A 17,449-nucleotide genomic window follows, 5' to 3' on the forward strand; every position below is an offset into this window, starting at 1 on the left:
TTTCATTTTCCCATTGTAAAGGTATTGATGTGTTTTTTAATGGTCACCGTTCCGCTCATGGGCACAGCCCAGTAAATGGAATAGTAGACCCTGGCACCCGCGGACTTGTCCGCGCTGGCGAAATCCGTACAGGACATGTTCGCTCCGGTCTGCAGGTTCACGAGCTGCCAGCCTACTTCGGCAAACGCAAAGGGCGCATTCAAAAAGGAACCTGCCGGGGCCGCATCATCCTGTTTCATATTCATGCACAGATAAAAAATATTGGCATTCGGCTGGCTGGCATTCGCCGGCTGACGTGGACTCATGCAACGTTTGATGGCGGAGCGGAGCGGTTCCTGGCCGAACTGGGACTGAAGCGAATCACGGGATTTGCTGTCGAGGCCAGCCGCGATGAACTGCGGCTGCACGACATTGGTGCTGTGAGTGATCGTGGAGGCGTCAGATGATTTGGCCAGGCGGCGATCGGTGATCTGCCCGACGTAATCGAGACAACCGGGGGTGCTCGCGTCCACGTCCCGGATGATGGCGGAAAGTTCGGATACAAAGGCGTCATTAACATCCGTGATCGTGGCCGCGCTGTCCGCGCTTTTACGCGCCTTGAAGCTGGTGCTGCGGGCCTGAAAAAAGAGACCCACGCAAAGGCTGAGCAAAGCGAGGGAGACCAGCACCTGAATCAAGGAAAAGCCGGCCTCCGAGCCTGAAGATGACCGCAGATTCAGGGACATCGAGCCTCCTTATACGGCAATTGAATGCGGACCGATTCGGATTGCACAATGGCAGGCAGCGAACCTGCGGCGCGCAGACGATTCATCACATCGGTCATCAGAAGTGGGGAAACCGGCTGACCGCCTTTGGCCATGGCGACCTCAAGCCGCTTTTGACTCGACTCCAGGGACTGCTGCGGATCATGAATCAAAAGGCGGTCGGGATAAGCAACCAGGAAAAGGAAAAAGTATGTCTTATTCCCGGGTTGATAGTCGCCTGCCGGGCGCCGCCCAAAACGAATTTCGTTTTGCAACGCTCCCAGCTCGCTCATCGAAGGTCGTTCCTGGCCAGCACAGCCCTCGCCTTTTCGGGCGCTGCAAAGGAAAAGGCCCATCAGGTTGCGCTCCTCCATCGGCTCCAGGACAAATTGCGTGGAAAAGCCCTGGCTCAGTTCCGTAAGGCTGACATTCTTTTGAATCGGTTTGATCTCGCTGCGCGCATCCAACGGTTCCAGGCTGAGGACCAGTTGCGGATTTGAGCTGGCACGGAATTCCATATCCTGCCGGATGATATCAAGGTCACCCGGTATGCAGCCACGCGTAAAGGATTTCACATCCACTTTGAGGGCGGGCGGGCGCCCCTTTTCCTTGCGCAAGGGCACAGGTTCCAATCCAGCCGCGCGTTCGACCACAAGCTGCATGGCACGCTGATGTCCCGCCTTCTGCATCTTCGTGAGCTGCTTCTGATTTTCAATAATTTTTGGTTCGCCTGCCTTGGCGCTCAAGGTGGTGGCCGGAACCTCGGTGGGCGGACGCTTGAAACTCCAGACCACCAGCCCTGCGAAGAGAACGATACCAAGGGCGAGGGGAAGCTTTGAAGAACGTTTGCCCGCGGCACGCCCTTTTCCGGGCGTCCGGGACACTGGCTTTTTGGGGCGCGATGATTTCACGGCTCAAATTCATCCATGTTTGCAAGTCTGAAAGCTTCCAGCAGAGGACGGCTCTGCACGCGCTTCTGAAGAAAAAGATCTCCTGACATTATACCATTGGCGACCACCATATGCGCAGCTTCCGTGTAAGCATCAGCCGCCAATTCCAGGTTAAAGACATCATCATCATACTTTTGGGTCTCTTTCACCACAGCATCCACCGCAGCCCAGCGACCATCCTCGGATTGGATCAGGTCACCTACTCGCAGCTGCGAGGCGGGAATGAGGCCGAGTGGCGTCACAAACGGATGCGTTTGCGTCACACGCACCGTGCGATCGCCCTGCACGATCTGATAGAGAGGTTTGTTTTCCGGACCTCGCACAACTTTCGCGACGCTGACTGCACGCTTCAAGAGAGGATTCCAAACCTTGTCACCGGCTTTAAGGCTCTGGATGGAAACGTCACGACCATCAGGGAGTCGTATCTGGGTATCTTTCGCAAAGCAACCCTCGGGTCCACGCGTCCCCACGGGTCCCACGTTTTGACAGTCATTTTCCGGATCGAATCCTATGTACACACCGCACTGATAACAGACGAAATGCTTGGGGCTGACGCTATTATAGTAATCCTTGTGCACGAGGCGGTCATCACAGAGGTTCGGATAGATTTCCCCAGGCAGATAGAGGCATTTGGAGGAACAATCTTTTTTCTTCTTGCTGCTGATCGGGTCTTCCACCGGGCTGGTCGCAATCGGATCAGGAGCCGGGGCGGGAAAGTCCAGGGTCAGTGTCATGCCGAGGCTGATCTTGGTACCATCGACCTGTGATACCAGAGCCTCAAGGATATTGTTTCCTGGGACCAGGGGTAAAGGACCCAGCAACAGCTTTTGAGCGTCATCGATGCGATTGGCCGCCGTGAGAGGATAGGAATTTGTTGCGCCAAGTGTTGTACCGTTATTCAAGACTTCGGCATCCGTGACGACGTTGTTGCACTCCAAATAAACCTCGGCAGCCGTGGTGGGAACGGGCAACTCAAGATTGGTGGTCGGCTTCTTGTTGTTGGGATAGACATTTCCCGCAGCATCCTTGGCATAAAATAAACAGGTGGACGGAGGCGGAGGCGCCATGGCCAAGAGAGCCTTGGTTTTCGATTTCTTGTTGCTCGTTGAGCCTGTCCCGGGGCTCGTGCTCTCCGCCTCGACATAAACCCCTTCCACGAGGTAGTTGTTGCACTTCCAGCCCAGAACCTTGAGCTGCGTGGTGGCATTTGTCGTCACCGCCGGCGCATTGCCCTGACTCAGCTGATTGAATATGGCATCACCACTATTTTGCAGGCGATCCTGAGTCAGCGTCTGCACGGTGATGGACTGCCCCGTGGACTGCCAGTTGAGGCCGTTGGCCGCCGTCAGCTGACGCCCTTGCTCACAGATGAAATTCGCAGGAATATAGGGGTCCAGGCGTACCGGTGCAGCCAGCTGAGGAACATCGCCAACGAGAAGCCGCGCGGCCTGCTGCAGAGCGGAAACGTTCTGCTGCCCCATATAATTATTGCGGCTTTCTTCGCGGACCTGCGACACTCGATTTTTCACATTGTTCATCTCGCCCTGGGCCAGGAATAGCGAAACGCCACCCACGAGTACCATGAGCGGTGCTGCTATATTGCCCTGTTCACTATCGAAGAGCTTTACCATAAGTCAGCTTCTCCAGGTTGGACTCGTGTGATTGATCTTTTTATTGATCGGCACGAAAGCCTGGCAAGAATCTCATAACCCATATTTTATAAATATATTCCAAATGTTACCGTCAATTAATTTTCGGCCCGACCCTCCTTGAAAGAATTCGGGGTACGTCCGAACGTTGGGCCTGGCAATTTCGGGTGGCAACTTCCGTGGAACTTCGTTAGAGCCTAAGAAAACCTTAGAGGGAGCCCCATCATGCAGGACATCAAACAGCAACAGGCGCAGATCATCGAAGACTTCAAGGCTGGCAATCAAAGGTTTCTGGCCGGAATGTCGATCCATTCCTCCCGCGCCTCTTTAATGAAGTTGAAGGAGTATGCCAGGGTCGGTCAGTCGCCCAAGGCTGTGGTGCTGTGCTGCTCGGACTCGCGGGCTCCGGTGGAGATGATTTTTGATCAGGATCTTGGGGACGTTTTTGTGATCCGTGTGGCCGGCAATATCGTGGCTCCCTCACTGGTCGGCAGTGTGGAGTTTGCCGCGATCACCTTTGGAACACCCGTGGTGATGGTGATGGGCCATACCCAGTGCGGGGCTGTCACCACCACTCTGCGCCATATTCAGACCAAGGAAGCCCTGTCCAGTGAAGGGCTGAATGATATTGTCAGTCGCATCAAACCCCATATCCATGCCATCGCCCGTATCCAGAATATCAGCGATGAGGAAAAGGTCAGGCGCGCGGTGGAGGCCAATGTCCGCGCGTCGGTGGGCCAGCTCTCGCATTCCAGCCGCATCATCGAAGAGATGGTGAACCTCGGCCGCCTGCAGATCCTTGGCGCAGTTTTGGATCTGTCCAGCGGTGTTGTCAACTTTCTCGAAGACTAAAGCGTAAAGGCGAAGCGATCGATCAAGGCACCCGGCAGCCGCAGACTATGCGTCGAGCGGCTGTCATAGGTGCTGCTGCTGAGCAGCAATTCACTCTGATCGGTGAGTCCAAGAAGGTTTTCGCCGAGCATGCGGTAGAGCGATTCATCAAAGCGCATCACATTCACCGGACCCTGGATGCTTCCATTCTGCACTCGGAAAGTGGCAAAGCGGGTCATGCCGGTCATGCGACAGGCTTCGGGATCCGAGAAATTCATATACCAAAGATTGCTGATATAAAGGCCGTCGCCCAACTGCTTCAGAATGGATTGCGAGTTAAGGGTTCCCGGCTGCAGATAAAGGGACTCCGGTGACTCCCCTTCATGCGCCCCGGTGGGCTCGAGCTGATATTCACGACTGCTGCGCGCCGAAACCAGAGCGCCCTGATGTTTGCCGCCTGTGATCAACGGAACCGAACGCGGTTTGGTAAAACCAAAGTCATCAAAATCCGGCGCCACACCACCGGCGACATCCTCGGAAAGGTGGATGGCCGGAGCCAGCTGCTGCTCACCCTCCACCAGACGCCGCAGCGGAGAAGCCTTGGTCCGCTGAGCTTTGACGCCGAATGCGCGCCACTCCAAAAGGCTCATGACTTCCGCCAGAGCCATCGGTGTTAAATACACACGATAAGCTCCGGGCTTGATCGTCACCGCTGGTTTTTTCAGATATTCGAGCTGCTCGCGGCAGCCTTGCATTTTACTCTGCAGCGTCCGGTCATCCCATTCGAGTCCTGCGTAGTTGGCTTTCACCGCCTTATCCGCTTCGTGGTAGACGCTCCAGTCGAGATTGAAATTGTAGTTTTCATACCAGTTCCGTTGACCCAGGCTATTGGCAAAGCCCCGATAGATGCCACCGGCAGCCTGAATGCCGACAAAATCCAGACCACGAGTTTCACGCCGCACCGCGTCCGTCCATTGCTCAATGGAAGGCAGACGATTTTTTTCCAATCGCTCACTCGACCTTGGTTCACGGTTCTGCAGAAGATAGGGATCCGCCGGCAGATGCGGAATCATCCCGCGCAAGGAACCCAGCGTGGAGGCAACGCGCGACGCGTCCTCGGTCATCTGCCCGGTCAGTGTCAGCTCACAAAGGGCATGCCTTTGATCGTGAATCAAGCGCACGAGAAGCCGATCATGGTGCACCTTGCCGATCTGTCGAACCTTGCCCTGATTGAAGCGACAGAATTCGGAATCCTCGCCCTGAAAAGCCAGGATCAAGTCCTCGTCCCGATGCAGACTGCGCTCCGCCTTGTCCATCAGTTCGTAAAAATAGGCCTTTTTCATCCCTCGCCCCCAAAAACTTCCACCGCTGAAAAAAGGCAGGCCGGCGAGGCATGACCAACCGTAATTGCCTGATTTGGCTCACCTTTTCCGCAATAGGCCGTTCCCAAAATATCGCTCGTCCCCTCGTTTCCAACCATCGTCAAATTACGCCAAAAGTTGGCCGAAATTCCCCGATAGTTGGGCTTCCGCACGACCCGCCCGAGCCTGCCGTTTTCTATGAGACGCGCATATTCACAACCGAACTGAAACTTGTTGCGGGAATCATCGATCGACCACGAGCAGTTGGTTTGCATGAAGATACCGCGTTCGACAGCATGCACCATGGCGTCCATGGAGTGAGGACCTGGCTCAATATTGAGATTCGCCATGCGGTCGATGGCCGGCCGGTTCCAGGAAACGGAGCGGGCATTGGCCACACCGGGAAGCCCGGATCTTTGCTGGGAGAGCTGTCCGCCCAGACCCGCGACGAGCAAACCGTTTTTGATCAAAAAGGTCTTCTCGGCTCGGGTGCCTGTGTCATCGAAATGATAGGAGGCGAATTCATGATCGCGGGTCGGATCAAAGGTCACATTCAAATGCTCGGAACCATACTGGTAGGTCCCGAACATTTCCGGCCGCACGAAACTGGTGCCGGCATAGTTGCGTTCATCCCCCAGAATGCGATCGATTTCCAGCGGATGACCGATCGATTCATGAATCTGCAGGATCATCTGATCAGGCGCCAAAAGCAGGTCCATCACACCGGTCGGACAGTTTTCTGCATAAAGAAGCTCAAGAGCCTCCTCATGAATTTGCCGGGCCGCCGCGCGATAACCGATATGATCAAGCACCTCAAAGCCACCCTGCCGACAGGCGGCGTGACCATTCAGACTGCGCATTTCCGTAACACCCTTGTCATGAACAGTCACACCCAAAAGAGGATTGATCATATCAAAGGTCTGTTCGATATCCGTACCCACGGAATTCACAAGGCGCATGTGCCAGCGCCTGAAATGCAGCTGCGCCTGATGATCAACAAAACGCGCATCATTGCGTTTGAGATCGCGGCAAAGTTCCCGCAGAAGATCAATGCGATCACCGAGGGGGACCTCATCCCAGGATTGGCGAATGGGCGATTGATAACGTCCGATCTGTTTTTGCAGAGGATCCGCCGCATAATGGGTCACCGACCAGCCGCGGCTCAGTTCGGCCCGGCGTTTCGCCGTTTGAAAGGCCTGTTCCACCCCGGCGCGTGACGTATCAGCGGTGGCGGCATATCCAGCCGCTCCGCCCTGATAGACGGTCAACATGAAACCCGCATCCTCGACGAGTCGCGGCGGTTCCACCACATCCTGGCGAACGGCCAGCTGTTCATGCGACCTTCGCATCCAGCGCAGTTCATAGAAATCGACGTCTGTCGCCAGGGGACGCAGGACCGCCAGAGCATCAGAAACCTGCATGAACTTATCCTTCCATTCATCAAGGGACCTTCCTGACCCATAGCAATTTGCAGGGGTCCCGTAAATGAGTCATAATTAAGGAGTCACCGCCTTAAAGGCTTTTCCTATGCATGCCTTGCGAAGCATCAGCGCTATTTTTCTTGGTCTCGCCCTTATGCAGACCGGCTGCGGGCCGCAGGGTGAAGTCGCGCGCGTCATACATCCTCCGCTGAACCTTGGCGGGCGTGAGGCCCGGGATCCGTCGGCGAAAACCATAGCCTCATTTCAGAGAACCCGGCCGGGTCTGCCGCCGCGCTGCCGTCTTGAAGTGCGGGTCAAGGACACCTTCTGCATCAGCTGCGATGAAGGGGGCACCGATATCGAACGCTGCTATGCTTTTCGCGGTGTTTTTGATGAGGTCGGAAATTGTGTTCATTCGACCGAACATATCAAGTGTCTGAATGTCACACCTCCCTTTGCGCTGAATATTGCCCTCAAAGGTTCCTTGGAAAAAAGCCTCGTGGAGAACACCCGGATGTGGCAGGAGAGTCTGCGGGCGATTGCCAAACCCGAGCTGAATCCCGAGCTTCAGGCCGCTTTGGAACAGGGAATGGAACAGACCGGACAGCTGGTCGCGGTTCTGGTCAAGGCCGGCAAGCCACCCCAGTGGATGGACGAGGCCCTGCCGCAACTCACGCCACCTTTGAAAAAAGCCGTCGCCGCGCTGCAGCAGCAGAAGGAAGCCGGTCAACTGAAACTGCTCCAGGTCCTGCAGGTCAGCCGCCAGATTCTGGAAGTCAGCGGCACCCCCGCTACCGTTTTGCCTTACTGGGAAGCCCTCAGCGTGGAAGGGCTGGAGGAGCCGCGGGAGGTGGAGGAGTAAAGGCTCAGGCTTGCGTTTCCGCCTCGGCCTTCTTCCTGTAAAACTCCTGAATGCTCGGCATCAAAGCCGTCACCACGTCATCCACCGACCGCACGAGAACGATCTGGTCAAAATCCTTGCGGTCCATCAGTTTGCGGTCCAGCGGATATTTTTCCATCCAATCCAGAAGACCTTCCCACATGCCACCGAGCAGAATGAAGGGCCTCGGCGCGATATGACCGACCTGCATCAGCTGCCAGGTGTAAAACAATTCCAACAGAGTTCCGATGCCGCCAGGGGTCACCACGACGGCGTGGCTGATCCGCATGAATTCATCCAGGCGCGATGAAAAGCGGCGATGATGGTACTTCACATCGAGATGGGAATTCGCATCGGTTTCAAAGGGCAATTCGATATGCAAACCATAGGAGCGGCTCTGATTGCTGCCCTCTTTTGCTCCCACATTGGCCGCTTCCATCAGGCCTGGTCCACCGCCGGTCACGATATCAACACCCTGCTGCGAAAGCTTTTTCGCCAGTGCATAGACCTGCTTGTACTCGTCGGTGTCCGGCTTGATCCGGGCCGATCCGAAAATGCTCACGCGATAAAAGTCACTGCCGATTTCTGTGACGAGGCTATCGAGATCAGCGACGATTTCATTGAGTTGCTGTATTTTTTTACTGAGAAACTTACGAACGCGTTTTGGTTCTACCGCCATGCAGGAACTCCTCAAGGCCATGCAATCCATCAGTGTCCAGGTTAGCAAACTGGAAACGCGGAAGGATAGAGGATTCTGGCGTTAGCTCCAGAACTCGGTACGTCAACTAGGACGAACAATCCGCTGCCCATCGAGGACTTCAGGCGGCGCGTCTTCACCTGATTTTTTAGGCAGCTCGTGGCTCAGATGCAAACCGCGGGTCCCAAACAGCGCATCCCAACGCCGCACGATAACCTCCAAGGGCAGACAGAGCAAAAGAAGCAGGGCCCAGCCTGTGGAAAAGACCCAGTAGTAGTCCGGAATCACCTTCTGCTCGGTGCGTTTGATGGCCGTGAGATCGCCGGTAACCTTGGACAGCCAATCCTGGATTTGCACCGTTTCCTGCTCGCTTTCCAGTTCAACCAGAGCCGCGCCGGTCAGGGTCTGCAGCTGACTCAAGCGATTGAAGGAACCTTCCATTTCCCGATCGGCGAAGACCTCGGGCACCACACCATAGATCGAGGCTTTGACCTGACCGAAGGCCGGATGGGCCCCTTCAATATTGAGTTCACAGGCTAGACCACTGGCCAAACGGGTCGGCAGGGAACCGCTCAGCACCCACTGATCCCCGCTCACCATCTGTCGCAGAACATCCTTCGAGGGCACGACCTGACCGCAGACTCGAAACTGCCAGTCGCTGCCTTCATTGATAAAGCGTGCGGCCGGACCCCGCACCCGCACGGACCAGGGCGTATAGGAACCCTGCGTTTGCAGACTGAGGTCCTGCAGCCAAAGGGGTCTTTGCATCTCCTCACGCAGGAGCCAGGTCATCGCCGAGCGCAGAAAACTGTGATAGGTTTCACGCGATCCCTTGGGGCCAGGATTCATCGCGAGCTGCCAAAGGGAATCGGAAAAGAGCCAGATCGCGCGTCCTTTGCCTGGATAGGAGGCTGCCGCCAGAAGACTCTCCCGACCATCCGCAGTTTCCGCCATCAAAAGAGGCGTCACGCCCTCCTCCTGAAGCTGCACCTGATCGAGTCGATGCAGGCCTTTGAAGGAATCCTCGGGTGACAGATTCAGATCAAGTTTGATCCAGTCTTCAAAAACCGTGGCCAGCGTGCGTTTTTCGCGATCAGGTTCGGCGGCCTTGATGGTGAAGCGCAGATCGGGATCATAAGGCACGGCCGGTGGGTTCAACCAGTCGCTGACATTGTCGTTGCGCGGTGCCACGCCTGGCGTTTTAAAGGGCAGCAGCGTGGCCAATGGCGAAGAGCTGAGATCGAGTTCATGCAGAGCGCGAGGTCCCCCGATAAAGAGCAGGCCTCCGCCATTCATCACGAAGTCCACCAGATTTTTTTGATAAGCGGGTTCCAGAAATTGATAGAGCGAAAAGTTTTGAATGACCACGGCGCGGAAGTTCGGCAGTTCCTCATTGAAGAGACGGTCCACCGGAAACGGAATCAGACTCAGTTCACGTTCATTGGTCAGCTGCACATCGGTGGGATCACGCAGGATGAAAAAACTGATCATGTCATACTTGGGTTCGGACTTCAGATAACGCCGGACAAAGCGCCCATCCCAGCTCGGTGAGCCGAGAAGATGCAGGATGCCGATCGTATTCGGCAGGATCTCCAGACTTTTATAAAGGGTGTTGTCCCAGATCGTGGATTCATTGCCAACCGGCAGCGCCTGCACCTTGATCAGATGCGTCCCGCGCGGCAGAGGCGGCAGAGGAATGGTGACCGTCAGCTGCGATTCCCCGGGGCGGAAGGTGACATTGAGCGAAGCCAGATTGCGGGCCAGCACCGAGGCCTGGAGTTGAACCGTCAGCTCCTGATCCAGACTTTTTCCACGCCTATACACAGTGGTTTCGAGTTCAATGTTCTTCTGATCGAAACCAAAATCCGGTCCACCCACCATATCGAGCCAGATGTTATCCTGCTCGGCATGCGGGCTCGCCAGGATCAGACCCCGCTGCAAACCTTCACGGCGTCCCATGTCCTTGAGCTGCTGGGGCCACGGCTGGTTGGGCTGCGAATCCCCACCATCGGAGAGAACGATCCAGGGATCGACACCCGTGAGCGGCAGCCAGCTGCGAATGCCGAGAGACAGTGGCGTAAAGCCCTCCCCCACCTCATCGGAAATTTCCGAGAGCTTCGTCTCCTGCAGACGGCAGGCCATCTGCCGACAGGATTCATCCAGACGGCTTAAAAGGTTTGTGGTCCGCAGCCGGGAAACCGGATCATTCATGCTCGCGGAATCATCGCGTAGTATATGAATGGTCTTGAGGCTCACCGAACTGGAAATCAGCTCCTTGTCCATCCGGGGAAAGACGGCGAGCAGAATGGGTGCGACCCAGCCCACCCGCAAAACAAAGGCCAGAAGACCCCGCTGCCAGCCGTAACGGCGAATCCACAGCCCAGCCAAAATCACAAGACCAACGCACACGGCGATAAAAAGTTCTCGAAAGTCCTGCACTCAGCGCAACCTCTGCATGAATTCCGGAGGCTGAAAGGCGTTAGCGCAGCCTTTTCAGAATTTCCGGAAGATGAATCTGATCCTTCTTATAATCCGTCGCCAGGGCCACCATCATCAGGTTGATGAAAACCCGCACCGCCTGCTCGTGCGTAAATTTTTCAAAGCAGCTGCCGGCCCCTGGCTCATTCAAAGTAAAGCGCAGGAAATCACCAGGCACCAGCACCATGGCAATCCGCTGATCAAAATGGAAACCTTCCCAAACCACATTGCCACACTGAGGCAGCGAGGCGAGCAGGTGAAAACTTCGCATGAGTTCATGATCAGGTGGAATGGGTTTCCAGGCGCCTTTGGGAATCGCTTCCAAAACAGCCTGTTTAAAGGCCTGTGAGCCGTTGTGATTCTCGACCACCAGAAAACCACCGCGCTGCAACCATCCGGACAACTCACCAAATGTGGTCTTGTCCATGGCTTCCAGAATCTGGGGACGATTGACCCAAAGCCAGGGCTGCTGGTACATGCTCCTCTGCACGCCGGGGCTATGGATGATCTGATTATCCAATTCGATGCTGGTCCGGCCCGCCACATCCTTGCGGAGGGAGCCAAGGCGCGGCGTGCTTGGATAACCGAGCAGATTGAGCTGCACGCCAGCTTCCGAAGGCTGCGGCCAGGTTCCCAGGGCCAGCAGCAGAATGAACCACCGCACGGACCACGGATACTTTTGCAAAAGACGCCGCAGACCACTGCCGATGATTTCCAGCCAGACGGCGATCACCAGAATAACGAGACAGAGATAAATCCAGGGCCGGGCATCGCTTTCCGTACCCGACGCCGCCTTCTCCCGCACCAGACCTTTGGTTCCAAAACTCAACTGCGGCGGCATCTGATCCGGAACGGTGCGGCGTCCGAGACTTTCGCCAAGCGGCACGTTGCTGAGTTTGACATCCGGATTTTCATAGGCCTGCGAAATATCCTCGATGCGCGGCCAGCTGATCTGCTTATCAGACCCGGTCGCATATTTTTTCCCGGTGGCCTGGAGTACGGCGCGGAGCATTAAGGGCAGTTGTCCATAACTGATCTGTCCAGCCCGTAGAGGATTCAAAGGTATGGTGAACGCGACGATCCGCAGGCCCAGCTCCTTGTTGCGCAGGGACATGGCCACCGCACCGAGGGGGCTGTCGATGTCTCCACCCAGCTGCAAAGCGCCGATCGACTGCAATATGCCAACATACTGATCGCGATGCTCCACGTTCTCGCAGTAGGAAGGTTTTCCCGTCAAAGGCTTCGGCGCCTGAGCCAGAGCCGCAAAGCAGGTGCAGATCCCATCGTAGCTGCCGAGGTCCTCACCCGGCAGCAGCCAGACCAGAGCATCCGAACGTCTGCGTTCCAGCGTGCTGCGTTCCGTCACGAAGGTGGGGCAGAAAGCCTGGACCGAAGCCGCAGGACCCACTTCGCTGACGATCAGCGAGGGCGCGGTCCAGTGATTGCGGTTCCGGTGAATCTGGTCGATCCTTCGGGTTTGATAGCCCAGCACTTCAAGACTGGTTTTCAGGTGAAAAATGGGATCCTCGAGAAACATTTCACCACGCGGTTTGGAAATGATCAGGGCATCTTCATTCTGCAGCTGCAGCCAGCTGCGGAATTCATTGTCAGGCAGAAGATCCTCAGGTCCGGCCGGCGTCACGGTCCAGACCAGGCTGGTGGCCTTGTCCTTTTGCTTTTTCTGCAGCTCCGCCAGAGCCAGGTTGACTTCCAACTCGAGGCTTTTCATGTTCGATTCAAATTGAAAATTCTGACTGATCAAGGCCTGCCCATCGAGTTCCGCTGTGAGACGGCCCTGAATCACCTTGCCCTCTCCCGTGCGGCGCAGCGTCACATGCCAGAGCCCGGTCGGGGCCGCACTGCCGCTGGCCTTCGGTTTGGCTTCATCAATGAAAATGTTGTCCATGGACTGCGGACGATCAGGCAAAGGATACCAGGAGATCTGCATCTTTTTTTCGAGATAACGCCAGTTGAAATCCTCCCAGCTGGCCAGGTCGCTGTCAGAGACAACAATCAGCTGATCGATATCGGAGAGTTTGCGCAAAAGACTTTCCACTGTCGCCCCGAGTTTCACACCGGCGCGATGAAAACCCTGGGCCTGAAGAATCGCGGCCACCCGTTTGATATCCGCGTCGAGGTAAATGGTCGGATCGGTGGTCGTGCTGTAGCTCAAACGCGCCTTGCCGTCCATCGCCTGAATGAGTTTCTGCGCTTCCGTTCCATAGGCGCTGGTGGTCATGCCCAGCGCATGCGAGGGACTCATATCAAAAAGGATATGAGTCCGCCGCAGATCCAGGTCATCCGACTTCAAAAGCGGTTCGGCCAGCTGAAAGCTATAAATGCCGAGCGCGATGGCAGCCACGAAGAAACAGATGAGCGGCCAGAGCGGTGGCGGAATCCAGCGGAATTTCGGCAGCACGGTGAGTTCAAGCGGAATCACACGTAAGATGGGCAGCCAGTAGCGGTCCTTCTGCCGCCGGACGATAAACCAGATCACAAGACCCAAAGCGGCAGTCAAGAGGGTCGCCATCATCATAGGACCGCTGCCCTGATTTCCCATCAACCGATCCTTTCCCCTGTAAGGGCGGCTTTAGCCGTATGCCAGGACTGTTCCAGGTGAAAAAGATAACGCTGGATGGAACTCGCATCATGCACCTGCAGATAATGCCGATGCACTTTGACCCATTGATGCTGCATGCTTTCCATCCACTGCGCGATGCCCTTCTGCAGATGCTGCTTTTCCAGGAGGATGTCACCCAGATATTCCCGATGCACGGGCGCTTCCTCGAAATAGGAATCGTCCGCCTGCATCCAGGACACATCCGCTTCCAGGGAGGAGAGAGCATGAATCCAGCTGGTCATGGGACCTTTTTTTTCGAGCAGCCACGGTGGAATCCCATTCAGGCCATCGCTGATCCAGATGAAAACATCGGATCGTTCGGCCTGCACAGCGGAGAGCGAACGGGCTTCCGTGGGCACCTTGTCAAAATCCTGGAAGGCATCCTTTTGCAGCTGTTCAAAGTGAATGGCCAGTTCCGTCGGTGAGCGCACAATCACCTGCTGCAGATCATCCTGCTGCAGGCGGTAAAGCTTCACATGATCACCGGCCTTGAGATACTGGTAACAAAGATGCAGCGCCAGGCGCCAGCTCAGCTCGCGCTTGGTGCAGAGTTGCCGGCCGATGGCTTTCAAGAGGCGTCCATCCGGCCAGTTCAAGGTCGGGCTATCCTCGACGAGTATCCGCACCCGACAGCTCGCTTCATCGAAATGTTCGCGAATCACCAGCTGTTCGGTCCGCGCAAAGGCCCGCCAATCGATCAGCTGCACCGGATCACCGACCGTATACCGTCGGCTGCTGGCCGGCATTCGGGTCGGGCGCATTAGATTCAGACGCTGACTGCCGTGAAAGCGCATGGTGCGGACCGGCTGCGAGCCCGAGGGATCAAACACATGATACGGAGTCAACTGACCCAAATGAGGAACCGAGGCGTGGCTCGGCATTACATCCATCCTTTCACAGCGAGATGGGCTGTTTCTTCGATATGCCTGAGGAGACTTTCAATGAAAACGTCCTCGGCATTCTGCTCGTTCTGCGCCTGCACCACGAGTTTGATCCGATGGCGCAGAGCCGGTTTCACCAGACGCCGCACGTGACGCCAGCGAACCGTATCCGAACCTTCGAGCAAAGCGAGGGAACGACAGACCGACAAAAGACTGATGCCGGCCCGTGGACCCGCACCATACCAAATCAAATGGCGGAGGTGATCCGGGCAGTTGGCATCCTGTGGCCTGGTGGCGCGTACCAGTCGATTGATGACACCGAGAAGTTCATCAGGCACAACGACCTGCTGTTTGGCATTGATTAATTGCCTGACCGTTTCCACGGACATGCGCTCTGCAGGAACTTCCATAGCCTGATCTCCGTGCTGTTCGCCCACCAGCTTCGCCTGCGCATGGGCCTGCAGAATTTTTTCTTCCGCGTCCTGGTCCGGATAATCGACCAGCGTATGCAGAAGGAAGCGGTCCAATTGCGCTTCCGGCAAAGGGAAGGCGCCTTCCGATTCAAAAGGGTTCTGCGTGGCGAAGACCATGAAGGGGTCCGGCAGGATATGGGCGTGCCCACCCACGGTACAGGTACGTTCCTGCATGGCTTCCAGCAGAGCCGACTGGGTTCGCGGCGAGGCGCGGTTGATTTCATCGGCCAGGAGCAGGTTCACAAAGATCGGCCCTTTGTTGAATTCAAAGGCCTTGCGTCCGGTCTCGGGTTCAATATTCAGAATATCCGAGCCGATGATGTCGCTCGGCAAAAGGTCAGGGGTAAACTGCACGCGACCAAATTGCAGGTGCAGATGCCTGGCAAAAACACGGACCAGCGAAGTCTTGGCCAGACCAGGGGCACCGGTCATGAGTATGTGTCCGCCTGAAATCAGGCAGCAGATGGCTTCCACAATCAAATCTTCCTGGCCAAAGATGGACTGGGACACGTCGCGTTTAAGGTCCTGCACCAATCGAGCCGCATGTTCCAGTGACATCTTTTGTTCTTGCATCGACGCCTCACCTTTCACGGAATTGCAAAATCGGAATCAGCCTCTAGTATCCTACCTCGGCCCTCCATTCCTCCACAAGAAGATGTCCCTTCCTGCGGCCCGCGGCTTTTCCTAAAACCTGTGGTCCAACCATTTCAAGTCTTTTACAGGAGTTTTCATGAGAATTTTCTTTCCGAATCCCGAAACCGGTGGAGCCGCCCTGGAATACATTGTCGTATCCGTCTTTGGGCTCTTGCTGGCGATCGCCTCGATTGCTTTTGTCGGAAACGCGGCCAAACAAAAGCTTGGGGCGATTGAACAGCAGTTGGGCATCGAACTGAAACTGGATGAACTGAATCCGTTCGACTGAGGCACTTTGATGGGACGAGTCTGGGGTCTTTTGCTGCTCACTTTTCTCGCAGGAGAAGGCGCCTGGAACTCGGCCAATTTCTACGTGTCGCTGCGTACGATCATCGCCATGCGTCATAAGCTACAGGTTCACCCCGATGCTTTTCGTACGCAGCTCTGCGCCGCAGAAAAACCCTACGAATCCAGGCTATTTTGGAATGAAGAGGGCCGTTGGGTGGACGCCTGTCAATCCACCCGCAAAACCGGCTCTTTGCCCCGTATCTGGCGCCTCGCCCATACCCATAATTACCGGATGCTTTTTCTGCGGGAGGTCCCTATAACCTTGGCTATCGTTATAAAACGTTGAGAGTCATATGTTCTTCATCGTATCCAAACTTACATTCGAACCAGAACCCACGCCACGTGATGCCAAGGAATTGGCCCAGCTCGCCGATAAACTGCGTCAGCGATTCAAGATCAGCATCCAGATTGTGGATGAATTCTATAAAGGCGGACAGGCAGGGATCGTGGTCGCCGCCGTGCATCGCGAGGAAATGCAGCTCAGTAACCTGATCGACGAGATCGCTGATGCCTGCGAAAATTCCGGCTACGGACGCATTCATTCGGAAAGCACGATTCTGGAAGACTTTGAATCGTATGCCACGGACATGGAGTGAGGAGAAACTATGGGACTGCTTGCAGGCAAACGCGGCATTGTAATGGGTATTGCCAATGAGCGCTCGATCGCCACGGCTGTCGCCCGGACTCTGCATCGGGAAGGCGCCGGGCTCGGCTTCAGTTTTCTGCCGGACACAGGCGAACGGAAACGCAACGAGGCGCGCGTTCGTCAGGTGACCGAGGATCTGAATCCGGCCATTGTGGCGTCATGTGATGTGACCACGGATACCGATATCGAAGCCTTCTTTGCTCAGGTCCATGAGACGATGGGTTCGATTGATTTTCTGGTTCATTCCATCGCCTATGCGCCGACTGAGGATCTGAAAGGTCCCACCTACATGGCAAGCCGTGCCGGTTTTGCCACGGCCATGGATATCAGCTGCTACAGCCTTCTCGCTGTGGCGCGTGCCGCCCGTCCCTATATGAACAAGGGCGGCGCAATCGTGGCCATGACCTACTTTGGTGGGGAGAAGGTCATGCCCGGCTATAACCTGATGGGCGTATGCAAGGCTGCGCTCGATGCGGCCGTTCGCTATGCGGCGGCGGAATTGGGTTTGGAAGGCCTGCGTGTGAATGCCATCAGCGCCGGGCCGGTGAAAACACTGGCGGCCTCCGCGGTCGGTGATTTCAAGAAAATGTTGGGACTCTATGAGCAGTCGTCGCCACTGCGGTCCAACATCACAGCGGATGATGTGGGAGCCGCCACCGCGTTTCTGTTGAGCGACTATGCGCGCATGACGACAGGCGAAATCCTACATGTCGACGCGGGGTATCACATCATGGGGACCGCTCAGTACTCGGAAACAAATCCTTCCTGATGAACTTGGAATGGCACCGCGGGCGGGTTATAGTGTTTGTATATAACGCCGGGTGTCGATTGCCATCTC

16 protein-coding genes are annotated in these 17,449 nt (G+C 55.9%); 6 read left to right on the plus strand and 10 right to left on the minus strand.

What is annotated here, in order from left to right:
* Positions 1-2 precede the first annotated feature (2 nt).
* Genes OLTU_RS28285 through OLTU_RS28295 form a run of 3 tightly spaced genes read right to left on the minus strand, consistent with a single transcriptional unit; the run spans position 3 to position 3,324 of the window.
* A complete protein-coding gene (locus tag OLTU_RS28285) occupies positions 3-725 on the minus strand; it encodes a hypothetical protein (protein ID WP_141736083.1) in 723 nt (240 codons plus the stop codon).
* Entirely contained in the window at positions 716-1,654 is a 939-nt protein-coding gene (locus OLTU_RS28290) for a hypothetical protein (RefSeq protein ID WP_141736084.1), read from the minus strand. Before OLTU_RS28290 ends, OLTU_RS28285 begins: the two co-directional genes overlap by 10 nt.
* A complete protein-coding gene (locus OLTU_RS28295; RefSeq protein ID WP_141736085.1) occupies positions 1,651-3,324 on the minus strand; it encodes a Hint domain-containing protein in 1,674 nt (557 codons plus the stop codon). The genes OLTU_RS28290 and OLTU_RS28295 overlap by 4 nt, the downstream gene beginning before the upstream one ends.
* Positions 3,325-3,567: 243 nt before the next feature.
* On the opposite strand from OLTU_RS28295, the gene OLTU_RS28300 reads away from it, so the two are divergent.
* The gene (locus tag OLTU_RS28300; RefSeq protein ID WP_141736086.1) at positions 3,568-4,194 is read left to right on the plus strand and encodes a carbonic anhydrase; all 627 of its coding nucleotides are present in this window, start codon (positions 3,568-3,570) and stop codon (positions 4,192-4,194) included.
* Here the strand turns inward: OLTU_RS28300 and OLTU_RS28305 are convergent.
* Together OLTU_RS28305 and OLTU_RS28310 are read right to left on the minus strand one after the other, a co-directional pair.
* On the minus strand, positions 4,191-5,516 hold the full coding sequence (locus OLTU_RS28305; RefSeq protein WP_141736087.1) for a TldD/PmbA family protein: 1,326 nt from the start codon (positions 5,514-5,516) through the stop codon (positions 4,191-4,193). The genes OLTU_RS28300 and OLTU_RS28305 overlap by 4 nt on opposite strands.
* The gene (locus OLTU_RS28310; RefSeq protein WP_141736088.1) at positions 5,513-6,955 is read right to left on the minus strand and encodes a TldD/PmbA family protein; all 1,443 of its coding nucleotides are present in this window, start codon (positions 6,953-6,955) and stop codon (positions 5,513-5,515) included. The genes OLTU_RS28305 and OLTU_RS28310 overlap by 4 nt, the downstream gene beginning before the upstream one ends.
* A 154-nt stretch (positions 6,956-7,109) precedes the next feature.
* Between OLTU_RS28310 and OLTU_RS28315 the strand changes: the two genes are divergently transcribed.
* A complete protein-coding gene (locus OLTU_RS28315; RefSeq protein ID WP_218110335.1) occupies positions 7,110-7,817 on the plus strand; it encodes a hypothetical protein in 708 nt (235 codons plus the stop codon).
* 4 nt (positions 7,818-7,821) lie between these two features.
* Here OLTU_RS28315 and OLTU_RS28320 read toward each other — a convergent pair whose 3' ends face one another.
* From OLTU_RS28320 to OLTU_RS28340, 5 genes are all read right to left on the minus strand, one after another.
* Positions 7,822-8,514 carry an LOG family protein gene (locus OLTU_RS28320; protein WP_176737048.1) on the minus strand — a complete coding sequence of 231 codons (693 nt, stop codon included), beginning with the start codon at positions 8,512-8,514 and terminating at the stop codon, positions 7,822-7,824.
* Positions 8,515-8,616: 102 nt separating this feature from the next.
* Positions 8,617-10,971 (minus strand): hypothetical protein, encoded by a 2,355-nt coding sequence (locus OLTU_RS28325; RefSeq protein ID WP_141736091.1) that lies wholly within the window; start codon positions 10,969-10,971, stop codon positions 8,617-8,619.
* Between the two features lie 40 nt (positions 10,972-11,011).
* Complete coding sequence (locus tag OLTU_RS28330) at positions 11,012-13,570, minus strand: DUF4159 domain-containing protein (RefSeq protein WP_141736092.1); 2,559 nt, start codon at positions 13,568-13,570, stop codon at positions 11,012-11,014.
* Positions 13,570-14,511, minus strand: a complete 942-nt coding sequence (locus tag OLTU_RS28335; RefSeq protein WP_176737049.1) for a DUF58 domain-containing protein — start codon at positions 14,509-14,511, stop codon at positions 13,570-13,572. The genes OLTU_RS28330 and OLTU_RS28335 overlap by 1 nt, the downstream gene beginning before the upstream one ends.
* Positions 14,511-15,557: an AAA family ATPase gene (locus OLTU_RS28340; protein WP_141736094.1), complete on the minus strand. Its 1,047-nt coding sequence runs from the start codon at positions 15,555-15,557 to the stop codon at positions 14,511-14,513. Before OLTU_RS28340 ends, OLTU_RS28335 begins: the two co-directional genes overlap by 1 nt.
* 157 nt (positions 15,558-15,714) lie before the next feature.
* Here OLTU_RS28340 and OLTU_RS28345 point away from each other — a divergent pair, with 157 nt between their 5' ends.
* The 4 genes from OLTU_RS28345 to OLTU_RS28360 are packed head-to-tail and all read left to right on the plus strand — an operon-like array spanning position 15,715 to position 17,380.
* Positions 15,715-15,906, plus strand: coding sequence for a hypothetical protein (locus OLTU_RS28345; RefSeq protein ID WP_141736095.1), 192 nt, complete (start codon positions 15,715-15,717; stop codon positions 15,904-15,906).
* A 9-nt stretch (positions 15,907-15,915) separates the two neighbouring features.
* On the plus strand, positions 15,916-16,251 hold the full coding sequence (locus OLTU_RS28350; RefSeq protein WP_141736096.1) for a hypothetical protein: 336 nt from the start codon (positions 15,916-15,918) through the stop codon (positions 16,249-16,251).
* Positions 16,252-16,258: 7 nt separating this feature from the next.
* On the plus strand, positions 16,259-16,561 hold the full coding sequence (locus OLTU_RS28355) for a DUF503 family protein (protein WP_141736097.1): 303 nt from the start codon (positions 16,259-16,261) through the stop codon (positions 16,559-16,561).
* A gap of 9 nt (positions 16,562-16,570) precedes the next feature.
* The gene (locus tag OLTU_RS28360; protein WP_141736098.1) at positions 16,571-17,380 is read left to right on the plus strand and encodes an enoyl-ACP reductase FabI; all 810 of its coding nucleotides are present in this window, start codon (positions 16,571-16,573) and stop codon (positions 17,378-17,380) included.
* The last annotated feature ends 69 nt before the right edge of the window (positions 17,381-17,449 follow it).

This window comes from Oligoflexus tunisiensis, assembly GCF_001748245.1.
In the GTDB taxonomy this organism is placed as follows: domain Bacteria; phylum Bdellovibrionota_B; class Oligoflexia; order Oligoflexales; family Oligoflexaceae; genus Oligoflexus; species Oligoflexus tunisiensis.

Coding starts and splice junctions, on each gene's coding strand:
- OLTU_RS28335 (WP_176737049.1), bottom strand. CDS start 14,511: ATGCCGAGCCACGCCTCGGTTCCTCATTTGGGTCAGTTGACTCCGTAT.
- OLTU_RS28305 (WP_141736087.1), bottom strand. CDS start 5,516: ATGAAAAAGGCCTATTTTTACGAACTGATGGACAAGGCGGAGCGCAGT.
- OLTU_RS28340 (WP_141736094.1), bottom strand. CDS start 15,557: ATGCAAGAACAAAAGATGTCACTGGAACATGCGGCTCGATTGGTGCAG.
- OLTU_RS28345 (WP_141736095.1), top strand. CDS start 15,715: ATGAGAATTTTCTTTCCGAATCCCGAAACCGGTGGAGCCGCCCTGGAA.
- OLTU_RS28310 (WP_141736088.1), bottom strand. CDS start 6,955: ATGCAGGTTTCTGATGCTCTGGCGGTCCTGCGTCCCCTGGCGACAGAC.
- OLTU_RS28330 (WP_141736092.1), bottom strand. CDS start 13,570: ATGGGAAATCAGGGCAGCGGTCCTATGATGATGGCGACCCTCTTGACT.
- OLTU_RS28315 (WP_218110335.1), top strand. CDS start 7,110: ATGCAGACCGGCTGCGGGCCGCAGGGTGAAGTCGCGCGCGTCATACAT.
- OLTU_RS28355 (WP_141736097.1), top strand. CDS start 16,259: ATGTTCTTCATCGTATCCAAACTTACATTCGAACCAGAACCCACGCCA.
- OLTU_RS28360 (WP_141736098.1), top strand. CDS start 16,571: ATGGGACTGCTTGCAGGCAAACGCGGCATTGTAATGGGTATTGCCAAT.
- OLTU_RS28300 (WP_141736086.1), top strand. CDS start 3,568: ATGCAGGACATCAAACAGCAACAGGCGCAGATCATCGAAGACTTCAAG.
- OLTU_RS28350 (WP_141736096.1), top strand. CDS start 15,916: ATGGGACGAGTCTGGGGTCTTTTGCTGCTCACTTTTCTCGCAGGAGAA.
- OLTU_RS28285 (WP_141736083.1), bottom strand. CDS start 725: ATGTCCCTGAATCTGCGGTCATCTTCAGGCTCGGAGGCCGGCTTTTCC.
- OLTU_RS28295 (WP_141736085.1), bottom strand. CDS start 3,324: ATGGTAAAGCTCTTCGATAGTGAACAGGGCAATATAGCAGCACCGCTC.
- OLTU_RS28320 (WP_176737048.1), bottom strand. CDS start 8,514: ATGGCGGTAGAACCAAAACGCGTTCGTAAGTTTCTCAGTAAAAAAATA.